The 19,366-nt window shown below is 61.7% G+C and carries 23 protein-coding genes and 1 other RNA gene; 12 read left to right on the forward strand and 12 right to left on the reverse strand.

Annotation, left to right across the window (positions count from 1 at the left end; all coding sequences use genetic code 11):
* Nucleotides 1-173: 173 nt before the first annotated feature.
* The 3 genes from ACOYNB_RS01970 to ACOYNB_RS01980 all read left to right on the forward strand — a co-directional run bounded on the left by ACOYNB_RS01970 (nt 174) and on the right by ACOYNB_RS01980 (nt 2,883).
* Nucleotides 174-1,373 (forward strand): multidrug effflux MFS transporter, encoded by a 1,200-nt coding sequence (locus tag ACOYNB_RS01970; protein ID WP_422837449.1) that lies wholly within the window; start codon nt 174-176, stop codon nt 1,371-1,373.
* Nucleotides 1,374-1,382: 9 nt separating this feature from the next.
* Nucleotides 1,383-1,709: RNase P RNA component class A (gene rnpB, locus ACOYNB_RS01975), an RNA gene on the forward strand.
* A gap of 79 nt (nt 1,710-1,788) precedes the next feature.
* Nucleotides 1,789-2,883 carry a carbonic anhydrase gene (locus tag ACOYNB_RS01980; protein WP_422837450.1) on the forward strand — a complete coding sequence of 365 codons (1,095 nt, stop codon included), beginning with the start codon at nt 1,789-1,791 and terminating at the stop codon, nt 2,881-2,883.
* 18 nt (nt 2,884-2,901) lie between these two features.
* On the opposite strand, the gene ruvC is transcribed toward ACOYNB_RS01980, so the two are convergent.
* The 6 genes from ruvC to dusB form a co-directional block, all read right to left on the reverse strand.
* Entirely contained in the window at nt 2,902-3,456 is a 555-nt protein-coding gene (ruvC, locus tag ACOYNB_RS01985) for a crossover junction endodeoxyribonuclease RuvC (RefSeq protein ID WP_422837451.1), read from the reverse strand.
* Nucleotides 3,457-3,484: 28 nt separating this feature from the next.
* Nucleotides 3,485-4,354 (reverse strand): alpha/beta fold hydrolase, encoded by an 870-nt coding sequence (locus tag ACOYNB_RS01990; protein ID WP_422837452.1) that lies wholly within the window; start codon nt 4,352-4,354, stop codon nt 3,485-3,487.
* On the reverse strand, nt 4,351-4,800 hold the full coding sequence (locus tag ACOYNB_RS01995) for a MarR family winged helix-turn-helix transcriptional regulator (protein WP_422837453.1): 450 nt from the start codon (nt 4,798-4,800) through the stop codon (nt 4,351-4,353). Before ACOYNB_RS01995 ends, ACOYNB_RS01990 begins: the two co-directional genes overlap by 4 nt.
* A gap of 115 nt (nt 4,801-4,915) precedes the next feature.
* On the reverse strand, nt 4,916-6,505 hold the full coding sequence (gene purH / locus ACOYNB_RS02000; protein ID WP_422837454.1) for a bifunctional phosphoribosylaminoimidazolecarboxamide formyltransferase/IMP cyclohydrolase: 1,590 nt from the start codon (nt 6,503-6,505) through the stop codon (nt 4,916-4,918).
* A gap of 43 nt (nt 6,506-6,548) precedes the next feature.
* A complete protein-coding gene (locus ACOYNB_RS02005; RefSeq protein WP_374256714.1) occupies nt 6,549-6,785 on the reverse strand; it encodes a Fis family transcriptional regulator in 237 nt (78 codons plus the stop codon).
* Between the two features lie 5 nt (nt 6,786-6,790).
* A complete protein-coding gene (gene dusB, locus ACOYNB_RS02010; protein ID WP_422837677.1) occupies nt 6,791-7,861 on the reverse strand; it encodes a tRNA dihydrouridine synthase DusB in 1,071 nt (356 codons plus the stop codon).
* A gap of 342 nt (nt 7,862-8,203) precedes the next feature.
* Here dusB and ACOYNB_RS02015 point away from each other — a divergent pair, with 342 nt between their 5' ends.
* The 3 genes from ACOYNB_RS02015 to ACOYNB_RS02025 all read left to right on the forward strand — a co-directional run bounded on the left by ACOYNB_RS02015 (nt 8,204) and on the right by ACOYNB_RS02025 (nt 10,677).
* The gene (locus tag ACOYNB_RS02015) at nt 8,204-9,031 is read left to right on the forward strand and encodes an OmpW/AlkL family protein (protein ID WP_422837455.1); all 828 of its coding nucleotides are present in this window, start codon (nt 8,204-8,206) and stop codon (nt 9,029-9,031) included.
* A 129-nt stretch (nt 9,032-9,160) separates the two neighbouring features.
* On the forward strand, nt 9,161-10,051 hold the full coding sequence (locus ACOYNB_RS02020; RefSeq protein ID WP_422837456.1) for an OmpW/AlkL family protein: 891 nt from the start codon (nt 9,161-9,163) through the stop codon (nt 10,049-10,051).
* A gap of 89 nt (nt 10,052-10,140) precedes the next feature.
* Nucleotides 10,141-10,677 (forward strand): YqaA family protein, encoded by a 537-nt coding sequence (locus ACOYNB_RS02025; RefSeq protein WP_422837457.1) that lies wholly within the window; start codon nt 10,141-10,143, stop codon nt 10,675-10,677.
* Nucleotides 10,678-10,693: 16 nt separating this feature from the next.
* On the opposite strand, the gene ACOYNB_RS02030 is transcribed toward ACOYNB_RS02025, so the two are convergent.
* A complete protein-coding gene (locus tag ACOYNB_RS02030) occupies nt 10,694-10,987 on the reverse strand; it encodes a copper-binding protein (RefSeq protein WP_422837458.1) in 294 nt (97 codons plus the stop codon).
* 142 nt (nt 10,988-11,129) lie between these two features.
* On the opposite strand from ACOYNB_RS02030, the gene argB reads away from it, so the two are divergent.
* From argB to ACOYNB_RS02055, 5 genes are read left to right on the forward strand one after another with little or no spacing between them, the layout of a single operon-like run.
* Nucleotides 11,130-12,041, forward strand: a complete 912-nt coding sequence (gene argB / locus ACOYNB_RS02035) for an acetylglutamate kinase (RefSeq protein ID WP_422837459.1) — start codon at nt 11,130-11,132, stop codon at nt 12,039-12,041.
* A gap of 2 nt (nt 12,042-12,043) precedes the next feature.
* A complete protein-coding gene (locus tag ACOYNB_RS02040) occupies nt 12,044-12,736 on the forward strand; it encodes a pyrimidine 5'-nucleotidase (RefSeq protein WP_422837460.1) in 693 nt (230 codons plus the stop codon).
* Between the two features lie 60 nt (nt 12,737-12,796).
* On the forward strand, nt 12,797-13,417 hold the full coding sequence (gene slmA / locus ACOYNB_RS02045) for a nucleoid occlusion factor SlmA (protein WP_422837461.1): 621 nt from the start codon (nt 12,797-12,799) through the stop codon (nt 13,415-13,417).
* Nucleotides 13,418-13,447: 30 nt separating this feature from the next.
* On the forward strand, nt 13,448-14,359 hold the full coding sequence (locus tag ACOYNB_RS02050; protein WP_422837462.1) for an ATP-binding protein: 912 nt from the start codon (nt 13,448-13,450) through the stop codon (nt 14,357-14,359).
* Complete coding sequence (locus tag ACOYNB_RS02055) at nt 14,356-14,835, forward strand: NUDIX domain-containing protein (RefSeq protein ID WP_422837463.1); 480 nt, start codon at nt 14,356-14,358, stop codon at nt 14,833-14,835. Before ACOYNB_RS02050 ends, ACOYNB_RS02055 begins: the two co-directional genes overlap by 4 nt.
* 43 nt (nt 14,836-14,878) lie before the next feature.
* On the opposite strand, the gene ACOYNB_RS02060 is transcribed toward ACOYNB_RS02055, so the two are convergent.
* Nucleotides 14,879-15,175: an SWIB/MDM2 domain-containing protein gene (locus ACOYNB_RS02060; RefSeq protein ID WP_374256701.1), complete on the reverse strand. Its 297-nt coding sequence runs from the start codon at nt 15,173-15,175 to the stop codon at nt 14,879-14,881.
* A 234-nt stretch (nt 15,176-15,409) separates the two neighbouring features.
* Here ACOYNB_RS02060 and ACOYNB_RS02065 point away from each other — a divergent pair, with 234 nt between their 5' ends.
* Nucleotides 15,410-16,678 carry an NADH:flavin oxidoreductase/NADH oxidase family protein gene (locus ACOYNB_RS02065; RefSeq protein ID WP_422837464.1) on the forward strand — a complete coding sequence of 423 codons (1,269 nt, stop codon included), beginning with the start codon at nt 15,410-15,412 and terminating at the stop codon, nt 16,676-16,678.
* On the opposite strand, the gene ACOYNB_RS02070 is transcribed toward ACOYNB_RS02065, so the two are convergent.
* Genes ACOYNB_RS02070 through ACOYNB_RS02085 form a run of 4 tightly spaced genes read right to left on the reverse strand, consistent with a single transcriptional unit; the run spans nt 16,658 to nt 19,347 of the window.
* A complete protein-coding gene (locus ACOYNB_RS02070; protein WP_422837465.1) occupies nt 16,658-17,791 on the reverse strand; it encodes an alpha-hydroxy acid oxidase in 1,134 nt (377 codons plus the stop codon). The genes ACOYNB_RS02065 and ACOYNB_RS02070 overlap by 21 nt on opposite strands.
* A gap of 11 nt (nt 17,792-17,802) precedes the next feature.
* Nucleotides 17,803-18,339 carry a cytochrome b/b6 domain-containing protein gene (locus tag ACOYNB_RS02075; protein WP_422837678.1) on the reverse strand — a complete coding sequence of 179 codons (537 nt, stop codon included), beginning with the start codon at nt 18,337-18,339 and terminating at the stop codon, nt 17,803-17,805.
* Nucleotides 18,339-18,623: a PepSY domain-containing protein gene (locus tag ACOYNB_RS02080; protein WP_422837466.1), complete on the reverse strand. Its 285-nt coding sequence runs from the start codon at nt 18,621-18,623 to the stop codon at nt 18,339-18,341. Before ACOYNB_RS02080 ends, ACOYNB_RS02075 begins: the two co-directional genes overlap by 1 nt.
* Nucleotides 18,624-18,663: 40 nt before the next feature.
* A complete protein-coding gene (locus tag ACOYNB_RS02085; protein ID WP_422837467.1) occupies nt 18,664-19,347 on the reverse strand; it encodes a Fe2+-dependent dioxygenase in 684 nt (227 codons plus the stop codon).
* Nucleotides 19,348-19,366 lie beyond the last annotated feature (19 nt).

Consider the following 19,366-nt stretch of genomic DNA (forward strand, 5'->3'; position numbering starts at 1 on the left):
CAACAGCGCGGACGATCGGGCCTTGTTGCAACGCTTCCAGTTGTTTGGGCCGCCGGGCATCGTGTTTTTTGATGCGAACGGGCAAGAAGTGGCCGGGACCCGTGTGATTGGGTTCCAGTCGCCAGCGGATTTTCTGGCGAGCCTTCAGCACGCGGGGCATTGACGGAATCAGCATGAATCCTGACGCGCGACACCTTTGGAGGGGGCCGTTATGGGCCTTGTCCATTCTGCTGGCCTGCCTGGGCATGCTGGGGCCATTTGCCATCGATACCTACCTGCCTGCTTTTTCAGGGATTGCCGCAGATTTGCAGGCAACACCCCTGCAAATTCAGCAAACGCTCTCGGCCTACCTGTTTGCCTTTGCGTTCATGAGCCTGTTTCATGGCGCCCTGTCTGACAGCTTGGGGCGGCGACCGGTGGTGCTCACCGGCATTGCGGTGTTCACGCTGGCGTCAGTGGGCTGCGCACTGTCCACTGACATCACGCACCTGATTGCCTTTCGGGCCTTGCAGGGTTTGTCGACGGGCGCAGGCATCGTGGTGTCACGTGCCGTCATCCGAGACCTGTTCCCGCCGGCCGACGCCCAGCGTGTCATGTCCCAGGTGACCCTGTTCTTCGGGGTGGCACCTGCGGTGGCCCCCATCGTCGGTGGCTTTCTGTTTGTGCATGCCGGCTGGCATGCCGTCTTCTGGTTCCTGACCTTGGTGGGTGTGTTGCTGTGGCTGGGCAACTGGTGGCTGCTGCCGGAGTCACTCCACCCCTCGCAGCGGCAGCCGTTTGAGGCGGCCCACCTGCTCAAGGGCTATCTCGAACTGGGGCTGAACCCCAAGTTCCTGTTGCTGGCGCTGGCCAGCGGCATCCCCTTCAACGGCATGTTCCTCTACGTGCTGTCTGCCCCGACCTTTTTGGGAGAGCACCTGGGTTTGGCGCCCACACAGTTCTTCTGGTTCTTTGTGTGCACCATCAGTGGCATCATGGGTGGCGCGTGGCTCAGCGGTCGTCTGGCCGGGCGCATCGCCCCTGCGCGGCAGATCCGGATCGGTTTCGCCATCATGCTGACCATTTCCCTGCTCAACCTCGGGGCCAACGTGGTGTTCAAGGCCGATGTGCGCTGGGCACTGTTTCCTATTGCGCTGTACGCCTTGGGCTGGGCCATGCTCACGCCGGTGGTCACCTTGATGGTGCTGGACCTGTTTCCGGCGCGGCGCGGCATGGCCGCATCCCTGCAGGCCTTCGTGGCCAGTGCCGCCAACGGCATCGTGGCCGGGGTGGTTGCGCCCATGGTCATGCACAACACCGTGACCCTGGCTTTTGCCGCTTTGTTGCTGATGCTGACAGGATTGCTCGCCTGGGGGCTTCAGCTGCGGCGATAATGCGCGGGTGAAGTCAGCCAGACCGCCGCTGGTACAGGTCCCGAAAGGGCGTATTGGAGGAAGGTCCGGACTGCACAGGGCAGCGTAGGAGGTAACACCTCTCCACCGTGAGGTGAGGATCAGAGCAACAGAGACGAGCCGATTCAGTTCGGGTGAAACGGGCAATCTCTACGCGCAGCAACACCAAATAGGCACACGATGACCTGGCCCGGGGAGTGTGCGGGTAGGTGGCATTGAGCCGCTCTGGCGACAGGCGGCCCAGAGGAATGGCGGTCACGGCCCAGCGTCGCGAGACACGGGGCTGCACAGAATCCGGCCTATCGGCTGACTTCACACTTTTGGTTTTCCGCAGGACTGGCGTTCAAGTTCTGCATTGCACTGGCCGAAAACCCGGCGTCCGCTGGAGATTTCGACCATGTTGCGCCCGACTTTGCATCGACTTGCCATTTCTTTGACCCTCTGCCTGAGTGCCGGGTTGCTGCCCGCGGCCTGGGCGGCTGAAGGGCATGGCGGGGATGGCAGTGAGGGACGTGTGTCCATCAAGCCCACACTGCGTACGGAAGCCAAATCCGAGGGCAAGTCTGAGCCACGCGCCGATGCAAAGGCCAACACCAAGTCGGGGGCAGTCGACAAGGGCGATGTGTCCATGACCGATCTGCGGGACATGATCGACCAAAAGATCAACGAAGTCCGTACGCGGCGCGCGACCCCGCCGGTGGTGCAGGTGCGCTCACGTGCCCCGGCCGTGCGCAAGAGGACTGCGGGTGCGCATCCACAGGAAACCATCGTGGCCGACAACCACGGCACCCTGTCCAAGCTGGACCCCATGGGCCACGAAGTGCATTGGGCCTACGGCGGCGCAACGGGGCCTGACAGTTGGGGGCGATTGAAGCCAGAGTTCAGCACGTGCATGTTGGGGCGCCGCCAAAGCCCGATCGACATTCGCGATGGCATTCCGGTCGAGCTGGACCCGATCCAGTTCGACTACCGTCCCACCATTTTCCGGGTGACGGACAACGGGCACACCGTCCAGGTCAACGTGGAGCCGGGCAACAGCATCACGGTGCAGGGACATCGGTACGAACTGGTGCAATTCCACTTCCATCGTCCCAGCGAGGAGCGCATCAACGGTCGCCCCTTTGACATGGTGGCGCATCTGGTTCACAAGGACGCCGATGGCAAGCTGGCCGTCGTGGCCGTGTTGATGGAGCAGGGCAAGGCTCACCCGGTGGTGCAGATGGTCTGGAACAACATCCCGCTTGAGAAGGGCCTGGATCAGCAGGGCATGGCGATGATGGATCTGGCCGGACTCATTCCGGAGCGACGCCAGTACTTCACCTACATGGGCTCCTTGACCACGCCCCCCTGCACAGAAGGCGTGTTGTGGCTGGTGATGAAGCAGCCAGCATCCATGTCGCCGGAGCAAATCTCGGTGTTCAGTCGGCTGTACCCGATGAATGCCCGTCCGGTGCAGCCGGTATCGGGCCGCCTCATCAAAGAAGGCATGTGACCCACACCGGGCCGGGGCTCAGTACACCCGGCCGCCCTTGATCTGCGCGTGTGTGCGCCGGTTCAGGTCGGTGGCACGGGCCATCTGGGCCATGGCATGGCCGGCATGGGCGTGACAGATGGCCAGCCCCAGCGCATCGGCCGCGTCGTTGTGCGGTTCGCGGGGCAACTCGAGCAGGCGCATCACCATGTGCCGAATCTGCGCCTTGGCCGCATGGCCATGTCCCACAACCGCCTTCTTCATCTGCAAGGCCGTGTACTCGGCCACCTTGGGGGACTGTGCGTTGGACAGCAGCCCGGCGATGGCGGCCCCACGTGCCTGCCCCAGCAAAAGGGTGGACTGCGGGTTGACGTTGACGAACACGATTTCGACCGACGCCTCTTGCGGCTCATATCGGGCCACCACTTCGCGCACGCCTTCGTAGATCAGCTTGAGTCGGGTGGGTAAGTCACCCTGTGCGGCTTCCTTGGTCTTGATCGTCCCGCTGGCGACGTAATAAAGCTTCGGGCCTTCGGTGTCGATGATGCCGAAGCCCGTGGTCTGCAAACCGGGGTCAATGCCAAGAATTCTCATGAGGCCCACAGGATAACCGGCCAGAGGCTCACCCTTTGAGAGCTTGTGCAATCAAGGGCCACAGGGCCTGGTGGGTGTTGCGGAACCAGTCGATGTGCCCAATGCTCTTGAGCCCATGTTGGGCAGGTTTGACTCGGATGGCCTGCTTGGGGGCGACCGGGAAGGTGCGCAGCAGGTCAGCGACGGTGGAGGGGGTCGCAATGTCGTCGTCCTCGGCGTGCAGGACCGTGATGGGGGTGCGAACCTGCGCATGGAAGTCGCGATCGGGTTGATGGCGCACCGCATTGGTGGCGTAGCCCCCTGCAGAACACCATTGCCCCCATTGCAGGCCGACGCCAGCGGGCAGGTTTTCGCCCAAGCCGATGGCTGCGGTGGGGGCAAAGCCTTTGAATCGCACCCCGAGCGGGATCACGCCGCGCAAAGCAAAACGCGCTTGCAAACGAAAGGCGGGGCGCATGCCACGTAACCAGCCCGTGGAGGCCGACACCCCCACCAGTCGAGCGATTTTTCGGTGGTTCGGGAGCAGGCCGATCATTTGTCCCCCGGCGCTGTGCCCCAGCAGCAGTGCTTGGGACTGCCCGGTGCGGGCCAGCAACCATTCCAGCGCGGCCACCTGATCCTGTTGCCCCCATTCGGCCAAAGTGGCCTTGCAGTCTTTCAGTCGCCCCTTGAGCGACAGGCCGATGCCGCGGTAGTCGAATACGAATACATCGTGTCCCTGATGTGCGAGCCAGTTCACAAAGCGCAGGTAGTAGTGCTGCTTGACGCCTGTGGCGGGGCACAGCAGCACGGGCAAGCCTTTGGTGGCATCCCCTTGTGCGAGCACGAAATGGCCATGCAAGGTTGTGCCGTCCGCACAAGTGAATGTGACGGATTCAGTGCTGTGGGCGTGACTCATGGCGTGTCTTGGGTGTGAAGGTGTTGAACATGCTGCAGCCAGCGGGCGACGGTTTGGAGTTCATCGTCCGTGAAGCCGTCGGTGAGTTGGCGATTGATGCGTGCCAGAGCGCTTCTCAAGGCTGGAAGCTGCGTGCGTCCTGCATCCAGCAGCCAGACGCGCTGCGTGCGGGCATCCAGCGTGCAAGGTCGTCTGCTGACCCACTGCAACGCTTCCATGCGCTGAATCAATCCGGATACGGCAGATGGGGCGAGATCCAGTGCTTTGGCCAACTCACCCATGGTGACGCCATCGCTTTTGTCGAGGGTGAACAAAACCCCGCTCTGCGCGGGCGAGGCCGCGGGCACGGCGGCTGGGGTGGCCAATTCCTGCTGCGCAGCCATCCACTGCTGCAGGTGGCGCTGCGCGCTGTTGAGCAAGAAGATCAGTCGAGGTCTGGATGACATGGCGACGGCATTATTTATTTCGTTAGCGAAGTATATTTGTTTCGTGTGCGAAGTAAATGGGTCGCTCCAAAAACAAAAGGCCCCGAAGGGCCTTTTGCTGACAGTCGCTACTGGATCAGTGACGGAAGTGACGCGTGCCGGTGAACACCATGGCAATGCCACGCTCGTCGGCGGCGGCGATGACTTCGTCGTCGCGCATCGAACCACCGGGATGGATCACGCAGGTCGCACCTGCGTCGACCACCACGTCCAGACCGTCACGGAACGGGAAGAACGCATCCGACGCCACGGCGGTGCCTTGCAGGGTCAGGCCAGCGTGCTGGGCCTTGATCGAGGCAATGCGAGCGGAGTCCAGGCGGCTCATCTGGCCGGCGCCCACGCCCATGGTCATGCCGTCCTTGCAGAACACGATGGCGTTGCTCTTGACGAAGCGGGCCACGGTCCAGGCGAACAGCATGTCCTTCATCTGTTGCTCGGTAGGTTGCAGCTTGGTCACGACCTTGATGTCGCCCACGATGTCGATGTTGTCCGCCGATTGCAGCAGCATGCCGCCGCCCACGCGCTTGAAGTCCAGGGCGTTGCCCAGTTTGCGGGTGGCGTCGTCCAAAGGCACTTCCAACAGACGCACGTTCTGCTTGGATGCATAAGCGGCGCGAGCAGCGTCGGTGAACTTCGGTGCGATCACCACTTCCACGAACTGCTTGTTGGTGTTGATGGCGTCGATCACGTCCACATCCACCACGCGGTTGAAGGCCATGATGCCGCCAAACGCGCTGGTTGGGTCGGTCTTCAGGGCCTTGGTGTAGGCTTCCAGCGGACCCGCGCCCACGGCCACGCCGCAGGGGTTGGCGTGCTTGATGATCACGCAAGCCGGGGCTTCAAAGGCCTTCACGCATTCCCAGGCTGCATCGGCGTCGGCGATGTTGTTGAAGGACAGCTCCTTGCCTTGAATCTGCGTCCAGTTGGCCAAGGTGGACACCACGGGAGCTGCTTCACGGTAGAAGGCGGCCGACTGGTGCGGGTTCTCGCCGTAACGCATGCCCTGCACCTTGTGCAGTTGCAGGTTGTAGACGGCAGGGTACTCGGCCTTGGCAGGCACAGCTTCGGTGGCCAACTCGGCACCGGCTTCCAGCGAAGTCAGATAGTTGGTGATCATGCCGTCGTAGGCGGCGGTGTGTGCGAACACCTTCTTGGCCAGCATGAACTTGGTCGAACGGGTGATGCCGTCGGCCTTCATTTCCGACAGCACTTGCTCGTAGTCCACGGGGTCGATGATCACGGCCACGTCCTGCCAGTTCTTGGCAGCCGCGCGCAGCATGGTGGGGCCGCCGATGTCGATGTTCTCGATGGCGTTTTCCAGTGTGCAGTCGGCCTTGGCGGTGGCTTGGGCGAAGGGGTAGAGGTTGACCACCAGCATGTCGATGGTGTCAATGCCGTGCTCCTTCAGGGCCGCCATGTGCTCGGGCAGGTCACGGCGAGCCAGGATGCCGCCGTGCACGCGGGGGTGCAGGGTCTTGACGCGGCCGTCCAGCATTTCAGGGAAACCGGTGATTTCCGACACCTCGGTCACGGGCAGGCCCTTTTCGGCCAGCAGCTTGGCGGTGCCGCCGGTGGACAGCAGGCGCACGCCCTGGGCGTTCAGCGCCTGGGCAAATTCAACGATGCCGGTCTTGTCGGACACGGACAGCAAGGCGGTCAGAGCCATGGTTTTTCCTTCAGTTCAAAGATCGTGGAATGTCAAAAACGGGTCACTTGATCAACTTGTGTTCGAGCAGTTTGCGGCGCAGCGTGTTGCGGTTGATGCCCAACCACTCAGCCGCCTTGGACTGGTTGCCGTCCGCGCGCTGCATCACGACTTCCAGCATGGGGCGCTCCACAGCATTGACCACCATGTCGTACACAGCATGCGGCTCGGCGCCACGCAGGTCCTGAAAGTACCCTTCCAGGTTGTCTCGAATGCACTCTTGAATGTTCTTCTTGCTCATACTTCTCAATCCAGCGTGCAGGCTGTCTCCCGGTCACCTGCCGCATCGTTCTCATCATCGACGGACGCCGTGGCCTCTGGAGAGGGCAGGCGGTCGTAGGTCACGCTGAGGTCATCAAAAAAATCTCTCACGGCTTGCACTTGCGAGGTGCAGTCTTCGAGCGCGTTCATGCGCTGGCGAAACGCTTCGCCGCCTGGCAGTCCGCGGACGGCCCACCCGATGTGCTTGCGCGCCGTTCGCACGCCGGCAAATTCGCCGTACAGACCGTAGTGGTCTTCCAGGTGAGCCAACAGCCATTGCTGCACCTGCAAGGTCAACGGCGCAGCACGATGTTGACCGTGCTGCAGGTAGTGGGCAATGTCACCAAAAATCCAGGGACGCCCTTGCGCAGCACGGCCCACCATGATGGCGTCGGCTTGGGTGTACTGCAGCACGTCGCGTGCTTTTTCGGGCGATGCGATGTCGCCATTGGCCACCACCGGAATCCTGACAGCAGCCTTGACGGCAGCGATGGTGTCGTATTCGGCTCGGCCTTTGTAGCCCTGCTCGCGGGTGCGCCCATGTACCGTCAGCATGGCGATGCCTGCTTGCTCTGCTGCGCGGGCAATGCGCTCTGCATTCTTGTGCTGTTGACTCCAGCCGGTCCGCATCTTCAAGGTCACCGGTACGTTGCGGGGCGCACACGCTGCGACCACCGCCTCCACGATTTGCAGGGCCAGCGGTTCGTCTTGCATCAGGGCAGAGCCAGCCCACTTGTTGCACACCTTCTTGGCCGGGCAGCCCATGTTGATGTCGATGATTTGCGCACCGCGGTCAACGTTGTAGGCGGCCGCCTCCGCCATCATGGCCGCATCGGTCCCGGCAATTTGGACAGCAATCGGAGCGGTCTCGCCTTCATGGTTGGCGCGACGGGATGTTTTCAGGCTGTTCCACAGGTCCTTGCGCGAGGTCACCATTTCACTCACGGCATAGCCTGCGCCGAGCTGCTTGCACAACTGTCGAAACGGGCGATCCGTGACCCCGGCCATGGGTGCCACGAACAGTCGGTTCGGCAACACGATGTGGCCGACCGACAGCGGGCTGGCGGGCAGGGTTTCGGAGGGCATGGGTGAACCTTGGTGGGGCCGTTGAAGGCCGGGCAAAGACGCCGCAGCCCCGACCGCTGAAACGATCAGGGCTGCTTAAAAAGGAGGCAGAGTATAGCTGCCCGGCGCTTGGATGACCAGAGCCAAACGGGCCACTTTCTTGACTGAGTGCCCCCGTCGTGACAGAGGTCGCTGACCGGGAATGTTTTGTGTTGACGTAAGCGTAAACTACTGACATTTAACGTAATCAAGTAAATACCATGATCTGGCTATGGCCCGAAAGCCAGTTGGCCGACGGATATCGGTGTTTTTGACTTACGGATGGACATGACCATGAAGATGTCGAACTTCACGCTGGCCGTCGCGGCCACGATGGCGGCGGGGGGCGCGTGCGCGCAGAGTTACACCTTGAAAGTGGGTGGGGCCTACATCGACCCTCGGGCCACGAGCAGTGACCTGTCTGGGCTATTGCCAACGCACAACCCATCTGTGCCCTTGAGTCCTGCGCCCAGTGGCTTGCAGTTGGAGGTGATGCCCAAGGCGGCCCTGGTGTTCAGCATTGCGCGCAGCCTGGACGAGCACTGGGAAGTTGAGTTGTTGCTGGGCATTCCACCCAAGCATGACGTCAAACTGCGCGTCAACAATCCGTCACTGAAGTCCGCAGCAGCGGTGTATGCCACTTATCCCACTTACAACGCTGCGGTGTACGGCAGTGGTGCGGCAGGTTTGCAGGCGTACGCCTCTGCACAGGGGGCGGCTCACATCAATGCCTACGACGGTAAGGTGGTGTCCACGCTGACCCAGTTCGCCCCCACGGCATTTCTGAACTATCGCTTTGGCAGTGCGAAGGCGATCTTTCGCCCCTATTTGGGCGTGGGGGTCAACTACACCAAGGTCAAACCCAATGTGAACGCAACGGGCACCGAGTTTTACAGTGATGGCAAGGTCAAGGCCACCGTGAGCGACTCCTTTGGCTTGGCCTTCCAGATGGGCGCAAGTTATCAGATCACCCCTCAGTGGCTGCTGAATGCTGCTTGGGCGACGGCGGCCGTACGTAACGACATTGTGATTCGCACAGAAGGGACGCCGGGCAGTGAGCAGCGCGGGTTCTACCGGTTTCACCCGTCCATCTTCATGCTGACAGCAGGGTACAAATTCTGAGCAGGTGCGTCAGGGTTGTTGGGGTAAACCCCTAATGTTGAGCAGGCTGTGTTGCATGCGGCTTGCAATCGTTGCACATAGAATGTCAGATTACATCGTGCAACACAGCTTGCTCAGCATTGTCAATATATGAAAACCTCTACCTTGGCTTTTTCGGTCGCCGCAACTCTGATTGCTGGTTCCGCCTGTGCACAGTCTGCTCTGTCGGGCTACACCATCAAGTTGGGCGCTGGTCGCGTTGATCCTCGCGCAACCAGCAGTGACCTCGTGGGCACGCTGCCTGTTCCCTCCGGCGCCGGTCAACTGGTCATCAACTTGCCTGAAGGCAATCGCACCGAAGTTCAGCCGAAGTCCACGCTGATCTTCAGCATTGAGCGTGCGCTCAGCAACAACTGGAGCGTCGAATTGGTCGCGGGCACCCCCCCGACACACGACGTCAAGCTGCTGGTCAGCGACACCGTGAAGGCCGGTGCTGCTGCTGCTGCGCCGATTCAGGCCGCATTTGGCAGCGATGCATTCACCAACCCACTGAAGACCAGTGCCGTTTTGTCGGCTTTGGCTTCTAACCCTGCCATCGGCTCGCTGGCTGCCGCCCAAGTGGCATACGGCAAGATGGCCACAGGTTCCCACGTGAACCTGTACAACAACGTCACGGTTGCTCGCGTCAAGCAAACAGCCCCCACACTGTTCCTGAACTACAAGTTCTTTGAGCAATCTGCTGCACTCCGTCCTTACGTGGGCGTGGGTCTGAACTACACCAAGTTCAAGGTCACTTCGACAGCTGCCGGTAACGAGCTGTACAGCGATGGCAAGGTGCGCATCAGCTCCAGCGACTCGTTCGGTCTGGCTTTCCAAGTTGGGGGCACCTATCAAATCGACAAGAACTGGTCTCTGAACGCTGGCTGGACCACGGCCGCTGTGCGTAACGACGTGGTGATCCGCACCGATCACACCGAAGAGCGTCTGTTCTATCGTTTCCACCCCTCCGTGTTCTCTGCCACGGTCGGCTACAGCTTCTGATTTCCCCGCGAAATTACACGCTGCATGACGTGAAAGGGCTGGTGTCTCACCAGCCCTTTTTCTTTGGGCGATCCGGGCACAATGGCACGATGGAATCCTCCGTGATGGCGGCTTTGACCGCGCTGATGCACTGGCTGGCGCTGCCCGAAGTGGGCTTGAGCGCGGTGTTTTCCGTGGCATTTGTGTCGGCCACGTTGCTGCCCCTGGGCTCCGAGCCTGCGGTGTTTGCCTTGGTCAAAGCCCAGCCAGACTTGTTCTGGCCCGCCGTGCTGGTGGCCACGCTGGGTAACACGCTGGGTGGTGCGGTGACGTGGTGGATGGGCCATGCCGCGCGCCAGGCTGCGGTGCGCCTGCACTGGGCCACGGCAGACGAAGACGCGCCCACGACTGTGCCGCCGCCCAACCTGCCTGCCCAGCATGGCAAGGCGGGGGCGCAGGCGATGGCCTGGTTGCACCGGCATGGCGCACCGGCCTGCCTCTTGTCCTGGGTACCCGTGGTCGGGGATCCGTTGTGTGCAGTCGCAGGCTGGTTGCATTTGCCGTTCTGGCCGTGCGTGGCCTACATGGCTGTGGGCAAATTGGCGCGCTACGTCACCATGACGGCCGCGCTGATCTGGGCTTTCTGACGTCTGCGGCAGAAACTTACTTGCGGACCTCAATGGCCGTGACCGTGAACTGACCGTTCACCTTGTCCGCCTGGAAGGTCACCTTGTCGCCCACCTGCAGGGCTTTCAGCCAAGCCGGATTGCTCACGCGGAACGACATCTGCATCGCCGGGATGTCCAGATTCTTGATTTCACCGTGGCGCAAGGTGATCTTGCCCGCATCCGCGTCGATCTTCTTGACTTCCCCGTCGACGGGTTGGGCCCAGGCTGCCCAGCTCACACCAAGGCCCAACAGCAGGGCGCCCAAGGTGCGGGTCTGAGGGTGCTTCATGGCTCAATCCTTTCAGTCGGTGGGGTACAACGGCCCCAGTATGAACTGAAACGCTCGGGATCCGATCAGGGTTGACGGGGAGTGCCTCTGTGGCTTCTAGAATAGGCGCCTTCACTGACCTTTTCTGTACAGCGCGTCTGCCATGCCCAACTCTGCTCACACCGCCGAATCCGTCGCTCACATTGCTCCGCGCGACAAAGCCGAAATCCTGGCGCAGGCGTTGCCCTACATTCGCAAGTTCCATGGCAAGACCATCGTGATCAAGTACGGCGGCAACGCCATGACCGATCCCGCGCTGCAGGCTGACTTTGCAGAAGACGTGGTCCTGCTCAAGCTGGTGGGCATGAATCCCGTGGTGGTGCACGGCGGCGGCCCGCAGATCGATTCTGCGCTGAACAAGATTGGCAAAAAGGGCCAGTTCATCCAGGGCATGCGCGTGACCGACGAAGAAACCATGGAAGTGGTCGAGTGGGTGCTGGCCGGCGAGGTGCAGCAGGACATCGTGGGTCTGATCAATGCGGCGGGCGGCAAGGCCGTGGGTCTGACCGGCCGTGACGGTGGCCTGATCCGCGCACGCAAGCTCAAGCTGCAGGATCTCAAGGACCCCACGATCGAACACGACGTGGGTCAGGTCGGTGAAATCGAATCGATCGATCCGAGCGTCGTGCGTGCCCTGCAAGACGATCAGTTCATCCCCGTGATCAGCCCGATTGGCTTCGGTTCGAAGAACGAGAGCTACAACATCAATGCCGACCTGGTGGCATCCAAGCTGGCGGAAGTCTTGAAGGCCGAGAAGCTTATGCTGCTGACCAACATCAAGGGCGTGCTGAACAAGGATAGCGAGTTGTTGACAGACCTGACGGCCCGCCAGATCGACGAACTGATTGCCGACGGCACCATCAGCGGCGGCATGATTCCCAAGATCGCCGGCGCCCTGGATGCGGCCAAGAGCGGTGTGAACACGGTGCACATCGTGGACGGCCGCGTGCCGCACGCCATGCTGCTGGAAATCCTCAGCGAGGAAGCCTACGGCACCATGATCCGTTCGCATTGATCTTGGCCCCGATCTGGCTGTTCGACCTCGATAACACGCTGCACGACGCCAGTCGTGCCGTGTTCGGGCGGCTCAATGTCTCGATGACCGATTACATCGAGCAGCATCTGGGGGTGCCGCGCGACGAGGCTGATCGCCTGCGCATGCATTACTGGCGCCGCTATGGCGCCACCCTGCTGGGGTTGGAGCGCCACCATGGCATCCGCGCCGCACACTTTCTGGCGCAGACACATGTGCTGCCCGGGCTGGAAGGTCAACTCCACATGCCCAAGGTGGACCGTGTAGCGCTGGCGCGTTTGCCCGGGCGCAAGTTTCTGTTGACCAATGCCCCGGCCGACTATGCCAAGCGTGTGCTGACTGCGCTGGATCTGGTGTCCTGCTTTGAGGGCGTGATCGCCATCGAGGGCATGCGGGTGTTTGGTGACTTGCGTCCCAAGCCGGATGCCCGGATGCTGCGCGTCGTGTTGGCGCGTCACCGCTTGCCTGCCAGCCGGTGTGTGCTGGTGGAAGACACCGTCGCCAATCTGAAAAGTGCACGGCGCCTGGGGCTGCGAACGGTCTGGATGCAGCACTATCTGCAGGGCAATCCGCATGGGCCCGAAGCCGGGGTGTCGCTGCATGGTCGCCCCCCATGGGTCTGTGCCAGAATCAAAAAACTGCGTGCGCTTCATGCATGGCACGCTGGCAGGGCGTGAAGCCGGGCCGGTCCAACAACAGGGGGCAATGGGGTGCGTGACGACGAGGCTGTAGAGACGATGACGTCATCGAGCGAACCATCCGCTTCCCCTGCGGCGCGCAAACGCCCCAAGCCGGGGGAGCGACGGCTGCAGATCCTGCAAGCACTGGCCACCATGCTGGAGCAACCCGATGCCGATCGCATCACGACCTCGGCTTTGGCGGCGCAACTCCAGGTCAGCGAGGCGGCGTTGTACCGCCATTTCGCCAGCAAGGCCCAGATGTTTGAGGGGCTGATTGCCTTCATCGAAGACAGCCTGTTCACCCTGGGCAACCAGATTCTGGAGCGGGAGCAAGATGCTGCACACCAGATTGCGCGACTGATGACGCTGGTGCTGCAGTTTGCCGAGAAGAACCCCGGAATGAGCCGTGTGCTGGTGGGGGATGCCTTGGCGCTGGAGCATGCGCGACTGTCGGTGCGCATCAGCCAGTGCTGGGATCGGATCGAGTCGCTGCTCAAGCAGGCGTACAAGGGGCTGGCTGATGTCCGCCAGTCCGCCACGCCCACGGTGGACGCCCAGGTGGGAGCATCCTTGGCCGTGAGCGTGCTGCAAGGACGCCTGCACCGGTTTGTGCGCAGCGGCTTCAAGCGCCTGCCGACCGAGCATCTCGATGCGATCCTGATGCAACTGCTGCGTTGAGCACCGGGCCGGCATCGCTACACTGGGCGCATGTCGACGCTTGATCCCCACCTGATTCAACTGGTGCAGAAGGCCGAGTCGCTGGTTTCGCGACTGGACGCGCTGCTGCCGTCTCCCCACCATGTGGTTGCCGCCCCCGACTGGTCGGCGTCTGTGGCCTTTCGCTACCGAAAGCGCGCCTCTGCTGCCTGGGCTTCGGGCTGGCTGGAGCCAGTTCGGCATGTGGCTCATATTGCCTATGAGGACCTGCAAGAGGTCGATACGCAGAAGTCTCGCTTTGCGCGCAACCTGGCCCAATTCGTGGCCGGTAAGACGGCCAACAATGTCTTGTTGTCGGGCGCGCGTGGGACGGGCAAATCGTCACTGGTCAAAGCGGGCTTGCAGGCGCACGCTGCGGCAGGGCTGCGATTGATCGAGGTGGACAAGGCCGACATGATTGACCTGCCTGACCTGATCGAACTGGTCAGCGAGCGGCCCGAGCGCTTCATCATCTTTTGCGACGACCTGAGTTTTGATGAGGGCGAGCCTGGCTACAAGGCCTTGAAGTCCATTCTGGACGGCACCGTGTCTGCCAGTGGTGACAACGTGATGATCATTGCCACGTCCAACCGGCGTCACTTGCTGCCTGAATACCACTCGGACAATAAAACCTACACACACACGGCTGATGGTGAGTTGCACCCGGGCGAGGCGGTGGAAGAAAAGATTTCGCTGTCAGAGCGTTTTGGCTTGTGGATCAGCTTCTATCCTTTCAGTCAGGATGAGTACCTGGCCATCGTGGCTCAATGGTTGAGCCATTTTGGCCTGTCCAGTGAAGCGATTGAGCATGCACGCCCAGAGGCCCTGGTCTGGGCGCTGGAGCGCGGGTCACGTTCGGGTCGTGTGGCGTATCAATTTGCCCGAGACCATGCAGGTCGTCTGGGTTCAGGAGAAGGCGCATGAGCGAGCGCAAGTCGTACCACGTGATGGAGCCCACCGATCGCCCTTTGGTGGAAGTGGCCGTGGGAGTATTGATCGAGCGTGACGCGCAAGGGCAGGAGTCGCGGTTTTTGGTGACGTCACGCCCCGAAGGCAAGGTCTACGCCGGTTATTGGGAGTTTCCGGGGGGCAAGCTGGAGTCCGGTGAAACGGTGGAGCAGGCCTTACGCCGTGAATTGCACGAAGAAATTGGCGTGACCATTGGCGAGGCCTACCCCTGGCAGGTCGAGATCATGGACTACCCCCATGCTCGGGTGCGCCTGCATTTCTGCAAGGTGTATGACTGGGCGGGTGAGTTCGAGATGAAAGAGGGTCAGCACATGGCGTGGCAAACACTGCCTGTGGAGGTGATGCCTGTCTTGCCCGGGACCATCCCAGTGCTTCAGTGGCTGGCGGCCGAGCGTGGACACACGGGGCTGACGCACCACGAGCAGACGTAAAAAAACCCGGCATCGCCGGGTTTTTCTTTGTCTGATGACCAGATCAGCTCAGTTGTTGGCTGATCAGCTTGGTCAGTTCAAACATGGTGACTTGATCCTTGCCGAAGATGGGCTTCAGCTTGGCGTCAGCGTTGATGTTGCGCTTGTTGGCAGCGTCTTGCAGGTTGTGCTGCTTGATGTAGTCCCAAACCTTCTTGGTCACTTCGGTGCGGGGCAGGGCACCGGCACCGATCACAGCGGCCAGAGCGGGGCTAGGGGTCAGGGGCTTCAGGAAAGCCGCATTGGGTGCACGCTTGGCGGGGGCGGCGGTCTTGGCCGGGGCCTTCTTTGCAGTTGCCATGTCAAATCACTCCGTTAGGTGTCAGCTTGGTGTCTCGTATCGTGCTCGGGGGTCTGAGGCAAGTCAGACGGCCCATCTTCGAGCTTATCCAGTGATGGTACTGCTTTTCATGGGCAAAACCAGGCTCCCTCAGGGTTTGCGAGGCGATGTGGCCCATGCACATCAATATTTGATCACTTTGGTGTTCAATTCAGGTCGTGCTCTGTTGATTGATTTGCGTTCGGGAGTGAAAACATGAGTCCTCAAGCCGTGCTGGCGCAGTCCTTTACCTTGCCCAATGGGGCCACGGTGAAAAACCGCTTCTTCAAGTCCGCCATGAGCGAGGCCTTGGCCACCCGTGAGGGCAAGGCCACGCCTGAGCTGGCGACCTTGTATGGCGCCTGGGCCGATGGCGGCGTGGGCTTGTGCGTCACCGGCAACGTGATGATCGACCGTCGGGCCTTGGGTGAGCCGGGCAATGTGGTGATCGAAGACGATCGTGCGTTGCCCGAGTTGCGCGCGTGGGCACAATCGGCGACCCGCAACGGCGCCCATTGCTGGGTCCAGCTGAACCACCCTGGCAAGCAAGCGCCCAAAGGCTTGAACAAAGAGAATGTGGCGCCATCGGCCGTGCCGTTTCGTCAGGAAATGCAGGCCTTCTTCCCCACGCCGCGTGAACTCACAGATGCTGAAGTGCGTGAGCTGGTAGCGCGTTTTGGTCGTGCGGCAGGCATCGTCAAGCAGGCCGGATTCACTGGGGTGCAGATCCATGGCGCGCACGGTTATCTGGTCAGCCAGTTCCTGTCGCCACATCACAACCGCAGAATGGACGAATGGGGTGGCACGCCGGAAAAGCGGCGCCACTTTGTTTTGGCGGTGCTGAAAGCCATGCGCGAGAACGTGGGCCCTGGTTTCCCGATTGGCATCAAGCTCAATTCGGCCGACTTTCAGCGAGGTGGCTTCACCGAAGAGGAGTCGCTGGACACCATCCGAGCCTTGGCAGAGGCCGGCATTGATCTGATCGAGATTTCGGGCGGCACGTACGAGGCGCCGGCCATGACCGGGGTGAAGGCCGAGCAGGCTCCGCTCAAGGACAGCACACGTCAGCGGGAGGCCTATTTCCTGGCCTTTGCCGAGAAGGCCCGGCAAGCCGTGAAGACGCCGCTGGTGGTGACGGGGGGCTTTCGTAGCCTGCAGGGCATGGCTGCCGCGATCGAGTCGGGGGCGGTGGACATGGTGGGCCTGGCGCGTGCGCTGGCGATCGAACCCGATGTGTGCCATCGCTTGTTGGCGGGGCAACAACCGCGGCAGCAGGTGAAGCCGCAGAAGACCGGCATCCCCCTGATCGATCGCATGGGGCTGATGGAGGTGACCTGGTACACCGGGCAACTCAAGCGCATTGGCCGAGGTGAGGCCCCGAAGCCGACAGAGAGTGCCTTGTGGGTCTTCATCAAGACCATGGCCAAGCAGATGGGCCTGGGGCGCAAGCGCAGTCCGAAGCGGCTACGTGCCAATGGCGCCTGATCCATGCTGAATCAGCAAGCCCGGGTGGATGTCGGCCAGTGTTTTGCAGCCAGTGAGCGCCATGGCAATGGCCAGCTCGTCTCGCAGCAAGCGCAGTACATGGGCCACGCCAAGTGCGCCGCTGGTGGCCAGCGCGTACACGTACGGGCGCCCGATCAACACGGCCCGCGCCCCCAAGGCCAAGGCCTTTAGCACATCGGTGCCCCGGCGAATGCCGCCGTCCACGATCAGTTCAAGGTCCTGGCCGACGGCATCGGCGATGCGGGGCAGCGCCCAGGCGGTGCTCACGGCGGTGTCCAGCGTGCGCCCGCCGTGGTTTGACACGATCAGGCCCTGGATGCCGAGTTGCTGTGCCTGGCGTGCATCGTCGGCATGCAAAACGCCTTTGAGCACCATGGGCAACTGCGTGTTGACGCGCAACCAGGCGATGTCGTCCCACGTGGTGGCGTGAGCCATTAAGCCCTCAAACAGTGGATCACCGCCTTGGGTTTGGGACGGGCGTGTGGCCATGCCTTGCAGATTCACCTGCGCCAGTTCTGCCGGGAGATGAAAGTGCGCCCGGCGTTCACGATCTCGGGCGCCGCTGGTGGGCGCATCGACCGTGATCACCAGCGCCTGGTAGCCGGCCGCTTCGGCGCGCCGCACCAGTTCCAGCGTGAACGCACGGTCGTGCTGTACATACAGCTGCATCCATAGGGGGCCGTGGCCGGGTTCATGCAGGAAGGCGTGCCCCACCTCTTCCAGTCGTGTGCTGGCCTGTGTGCTCAGAATCATGCCGGCTTCTTGCGCTGCGGCGGCATAGGCCACGCCGAGTTCCCCATCCGGGTGTGCCAGGCGATGGCTGGCCACAGGCGCCAGCATGATGGGGTGGCTCAATTCTTGACCCAGCAGTGTCGTATGCGTGTGGCCACCATGCAGGGCTCGCAGCACGCGCGGCAACAACTTGATCGACTGCCACGCCTGCTGGTTGGCGGTCAACGTCAGTTCGTCACCCGCTCCGCCACTCAGGTAGGCCCAGACAGCCGGATGCAGGCGTGCCTGGGCGTGGCGCGCATAGTCTGCAAGATTGACTACATCGGTCGGGATTTCGTGGGGGGCAGGCGGTGCGGACATGACGGCAACGTTCAGTGGATGTCCAATTCGGATCGAACGGGTTTACGCCCGGTGATCATGGCCCGAACCAGGGACTCTCGGTGGCGTATGCTGGTGAACACAACGCCGCTGACATGCAGCGTCACCAGGCCCAACAAACCCCAGGCCAGTGAGCGATGCACGATCTCCAGGGGCTCGGATCCCCAATAGCGATCGGTGGTTTGCAGCCACCCCGTGCAGGCGATGCCCGCCACACAAGCGAGCAGAGCGATCACCATCCAGCCACCGAGCGGATTGTGGCCGATGTAGCGCGGTTCGGCATGCCTCAGCACTTGTTGACCGTAGGTGAGCACGGCATGCGGTGCGCGCACGAACGATGTGAATCGGGCATGCCCACGGGCGATCAGTCCCCACACCGTGCGGGTGAGCACGACCGCTGCGGCCACATAGCCGGCCGGTTCGTGCCAGGTGTGCGGCAGGCCGATGTCTTCCATCGACAACCAGGCGACGCACACGGCCGACACCAAGGTCCAGTGTGCCAGCCGAACCAGTGGATCCCAGACGTACATCACTGCTGAACGTCGCCCACGAGTTCAAAGGTCTTGGGATTGAAGTAGGCCTCACGCTTGCGACCCTTCTTGTCAAAGCCGTAGACCTCGTAGCAACCGTTGTCGATCTTGATCTTGCGAACGTCCCAGCCTTCTTCCTTCAGCTTGTCTTCGAGGTCTTCACGCAATTTCCACTCCTTGCTGGGCACGTCGCACTTGAATGCGCCGTGCGCAAAGGCGGTGCTGGCCAGGGTGCTCGATGCCACGAGGGTGACGCTGAACAGGGTGCGGGTCAACAGAGTCATGGTGTTCTGATTTCAAGAGGGGAGGGGGAGAGGGAGAGGGTCAGACTTCAGCCCACATGCGAAGTAGGTTGTGATACGTTCCGGTCAGGCCAATGATGGCATCGTCGTGATCGTGCTGTTCACGCAAACGCATGAGGTTCATGTCCATTTCGTACAGAAGGCGACGTTGCTCGTCGCTGCGGACCATGCTTTCGATCCAGAAGAAGCTGGCTAGACGATGGCCGCGGGTCACAGGCTCCACGCGATGCACGCTGGTGCCAGGGTAGATGACCATGTCACCCGCAGGCAGCTTGACGCCTTTTTTCCCAAAGGTATCTTCGATGACCAGTTCGCCGCCGTCGTACTCATCGGGGTCCGCGAAAAAGAGCGTGGCCGAGACGTCGGTGCGCACGCGTTGGCCCAGATCGTTGTTCACGCGGATGGCATTGTCCACGTGGTTGCCATAGCGAGGGTGATCCACGCCGTAGCGGTTGAACAGCGGGGGCACGATGCGGCGTGGCAGCGCGGCCGAGAAAAACAAGTTGTGCCGGTCCAGCGCAGGCACGATGATTTGACGCAATGCTTTGGCATGCTCGCCTTGTTGGGCCAGTTGCTCGTTGTCTTTGACCAAGGCGGCTTGGCGGCCTGCCGTCACTTGGCCTGGAATCCACGGTGCATCGGCCAGGATGGCGCGACACTGACGCAACTCATCGGCGGTCAGGACATGGGGGATGTGGAGCAGCATGACAAAGCACTTCTGAATG

Source organism: Aquabacterium sp. (assembly GCF_049317225.1).
Lineage (GTDB): Bacteria > Pseudomonadota > Gammaproteobacteria > Burkholderiales > Burkholderiaceae_C > Aquabacterium.

Coding starts and splice junctions, on each gene's coding strand:
- ACOYNB_RS01970 (WP_422837449.1), top strand. CDS start 174: ATGAATCCTGACGCGCGACACCTTTGGAGGGGGCCGTTATGGGCCTTG.
- ACOYNB_RS01980 (WP_422837450.1), top strand. CDS start 1,789: ATGTTGCGCCCGACTTTGCATCGACTTGCCATTTCTTTGACCCTCTGC.
- ruvC (WP_422837451.1), bottom strand. CDS start 3,456: ATGAGAATTCTTGGCATTGACCCCGGTTTGCAGACCACGGGCTTCGGC.
- ACOYNB_RS01990 (WP_422837452.1), bottom strand. CDS start 4,354: ATGAGTCACGCCCACAGCACTGAATCCGTCACATTCACTTGTGCGGAC.
- ACOYNB_RS01995 (WP_422837453.1), bottom strand. CDS start 4,800: ATGTCATCCAGACCTCGACTGATCTTCTTGCTCAACAGCGCGCAGCGC.
- purH (WP_422837454.1), bottom strand. CDS start 6,505: ATGGCTCTGACCGCCTTGCTGTCCGTGTCCGACAAGACCGGCATCGTT.
- ACOYNB_RS02005 (WP_374256714.1), bottom strand. CDS start 6,785: ATGAGCAAGAAGAACATTCAAGAGTGCATTCGAGACAACCTGGAAGGG.
- ACOYNB_RS02015 (WP_422837455.1), top strand. CDS start 8,204: ATGAAGATGTCGAACTTCACGCTGGCCGTCGCGGCCACGATGGCGGCG.
- ACOYNB_RS02020 (WP_422837456.1), top strand. CDS start 9,161: ATGAAAACCTCTACCTTGGCTTTTTCGGTCGCCGCAACTCTGATTGCT.
- ACOYNB_RS02025 (WP_422837457.1), top strand. CDS start 10,141: ATGGAATCCTCCGTGATGGCGGCTTTGACCGCGCTGATGCACTGGCTG.
- ACOYNB_RS02030 (WP_422837458.1), bottom strand. CDS start 10,987: ATGAAGCACCCTCAGACCCGCACCTTGGGCGCCCTGCTGTTGGGCCTT.
- argB (WP_422837459.1), top strand. CDS start 11,130: ATGCCCAACTCTGCTCACACCGCCGAATCCGTCGCTCACATTGCTCCG.
- slmA (WP_422837461.1), top strand. CDS start 12,797: ATGACGTCATCGAGCGAACCATCCGCTTCCCCTGCGGCGCGCAAACGC.
- ACOYNB_RS02050 (WP_422837462.1), top strand. CDS start 13,448: ATGTCGACGCTTGATCCCCACCTGATTCAACTGGTGCAGAAGGCCGAG.
- ACOYNB_RS02055 (WP_422837463.1), top strand. CDS start 14,356: ATGAGCGAGCGCAAGTCGTACCACGTGATGGAGCCCACCGATCGCCCT.
- ACOYNB_RS02060 (WP_374256701.1), bottom strand. CDS start 15,175: ATGGCAACTGCAAAGAAGGCCCCGGCCAAGACCGCCGCCCCCGCCAAG.
- ACOYNB_RS02065 (WP_422837464.1), top strand. CDS start 15,410: ATGAGTCCTCAAGCCGTGCTGGCGCAGTCCTTTACCTTGCCCAATGGG.
- ACOYNB_RS02070 (WP_422837465.1), bottom strand. CDS start 17,791: ATGTCCGCACCGCCTGCCCCCCACGAAATCCCGACCGATGTAGTCAAT.
- ACOYNB_RS02075 (WP_422837678.1), bottom strand. CDS start 18,339: ATGTACGTCTGGGATCCACTGGTTCGGCTGGCACACTGGACCTTGGTG.
- ACOYNB_RS02080 (WP_422837466.1), bottom strand. CDS start 18,623: ATGACTCTGTTGACCCGCACCCTGTTCAGCGTCACCCTCGTGGCATCG.
- ACOYNB_RS02085 (WP_422837467.1), bottom strand. CDS start 19,347: ATGCTGCTCCACATCCCCCATGTCCTGACCGCCGATGAGTTGCGTCAG.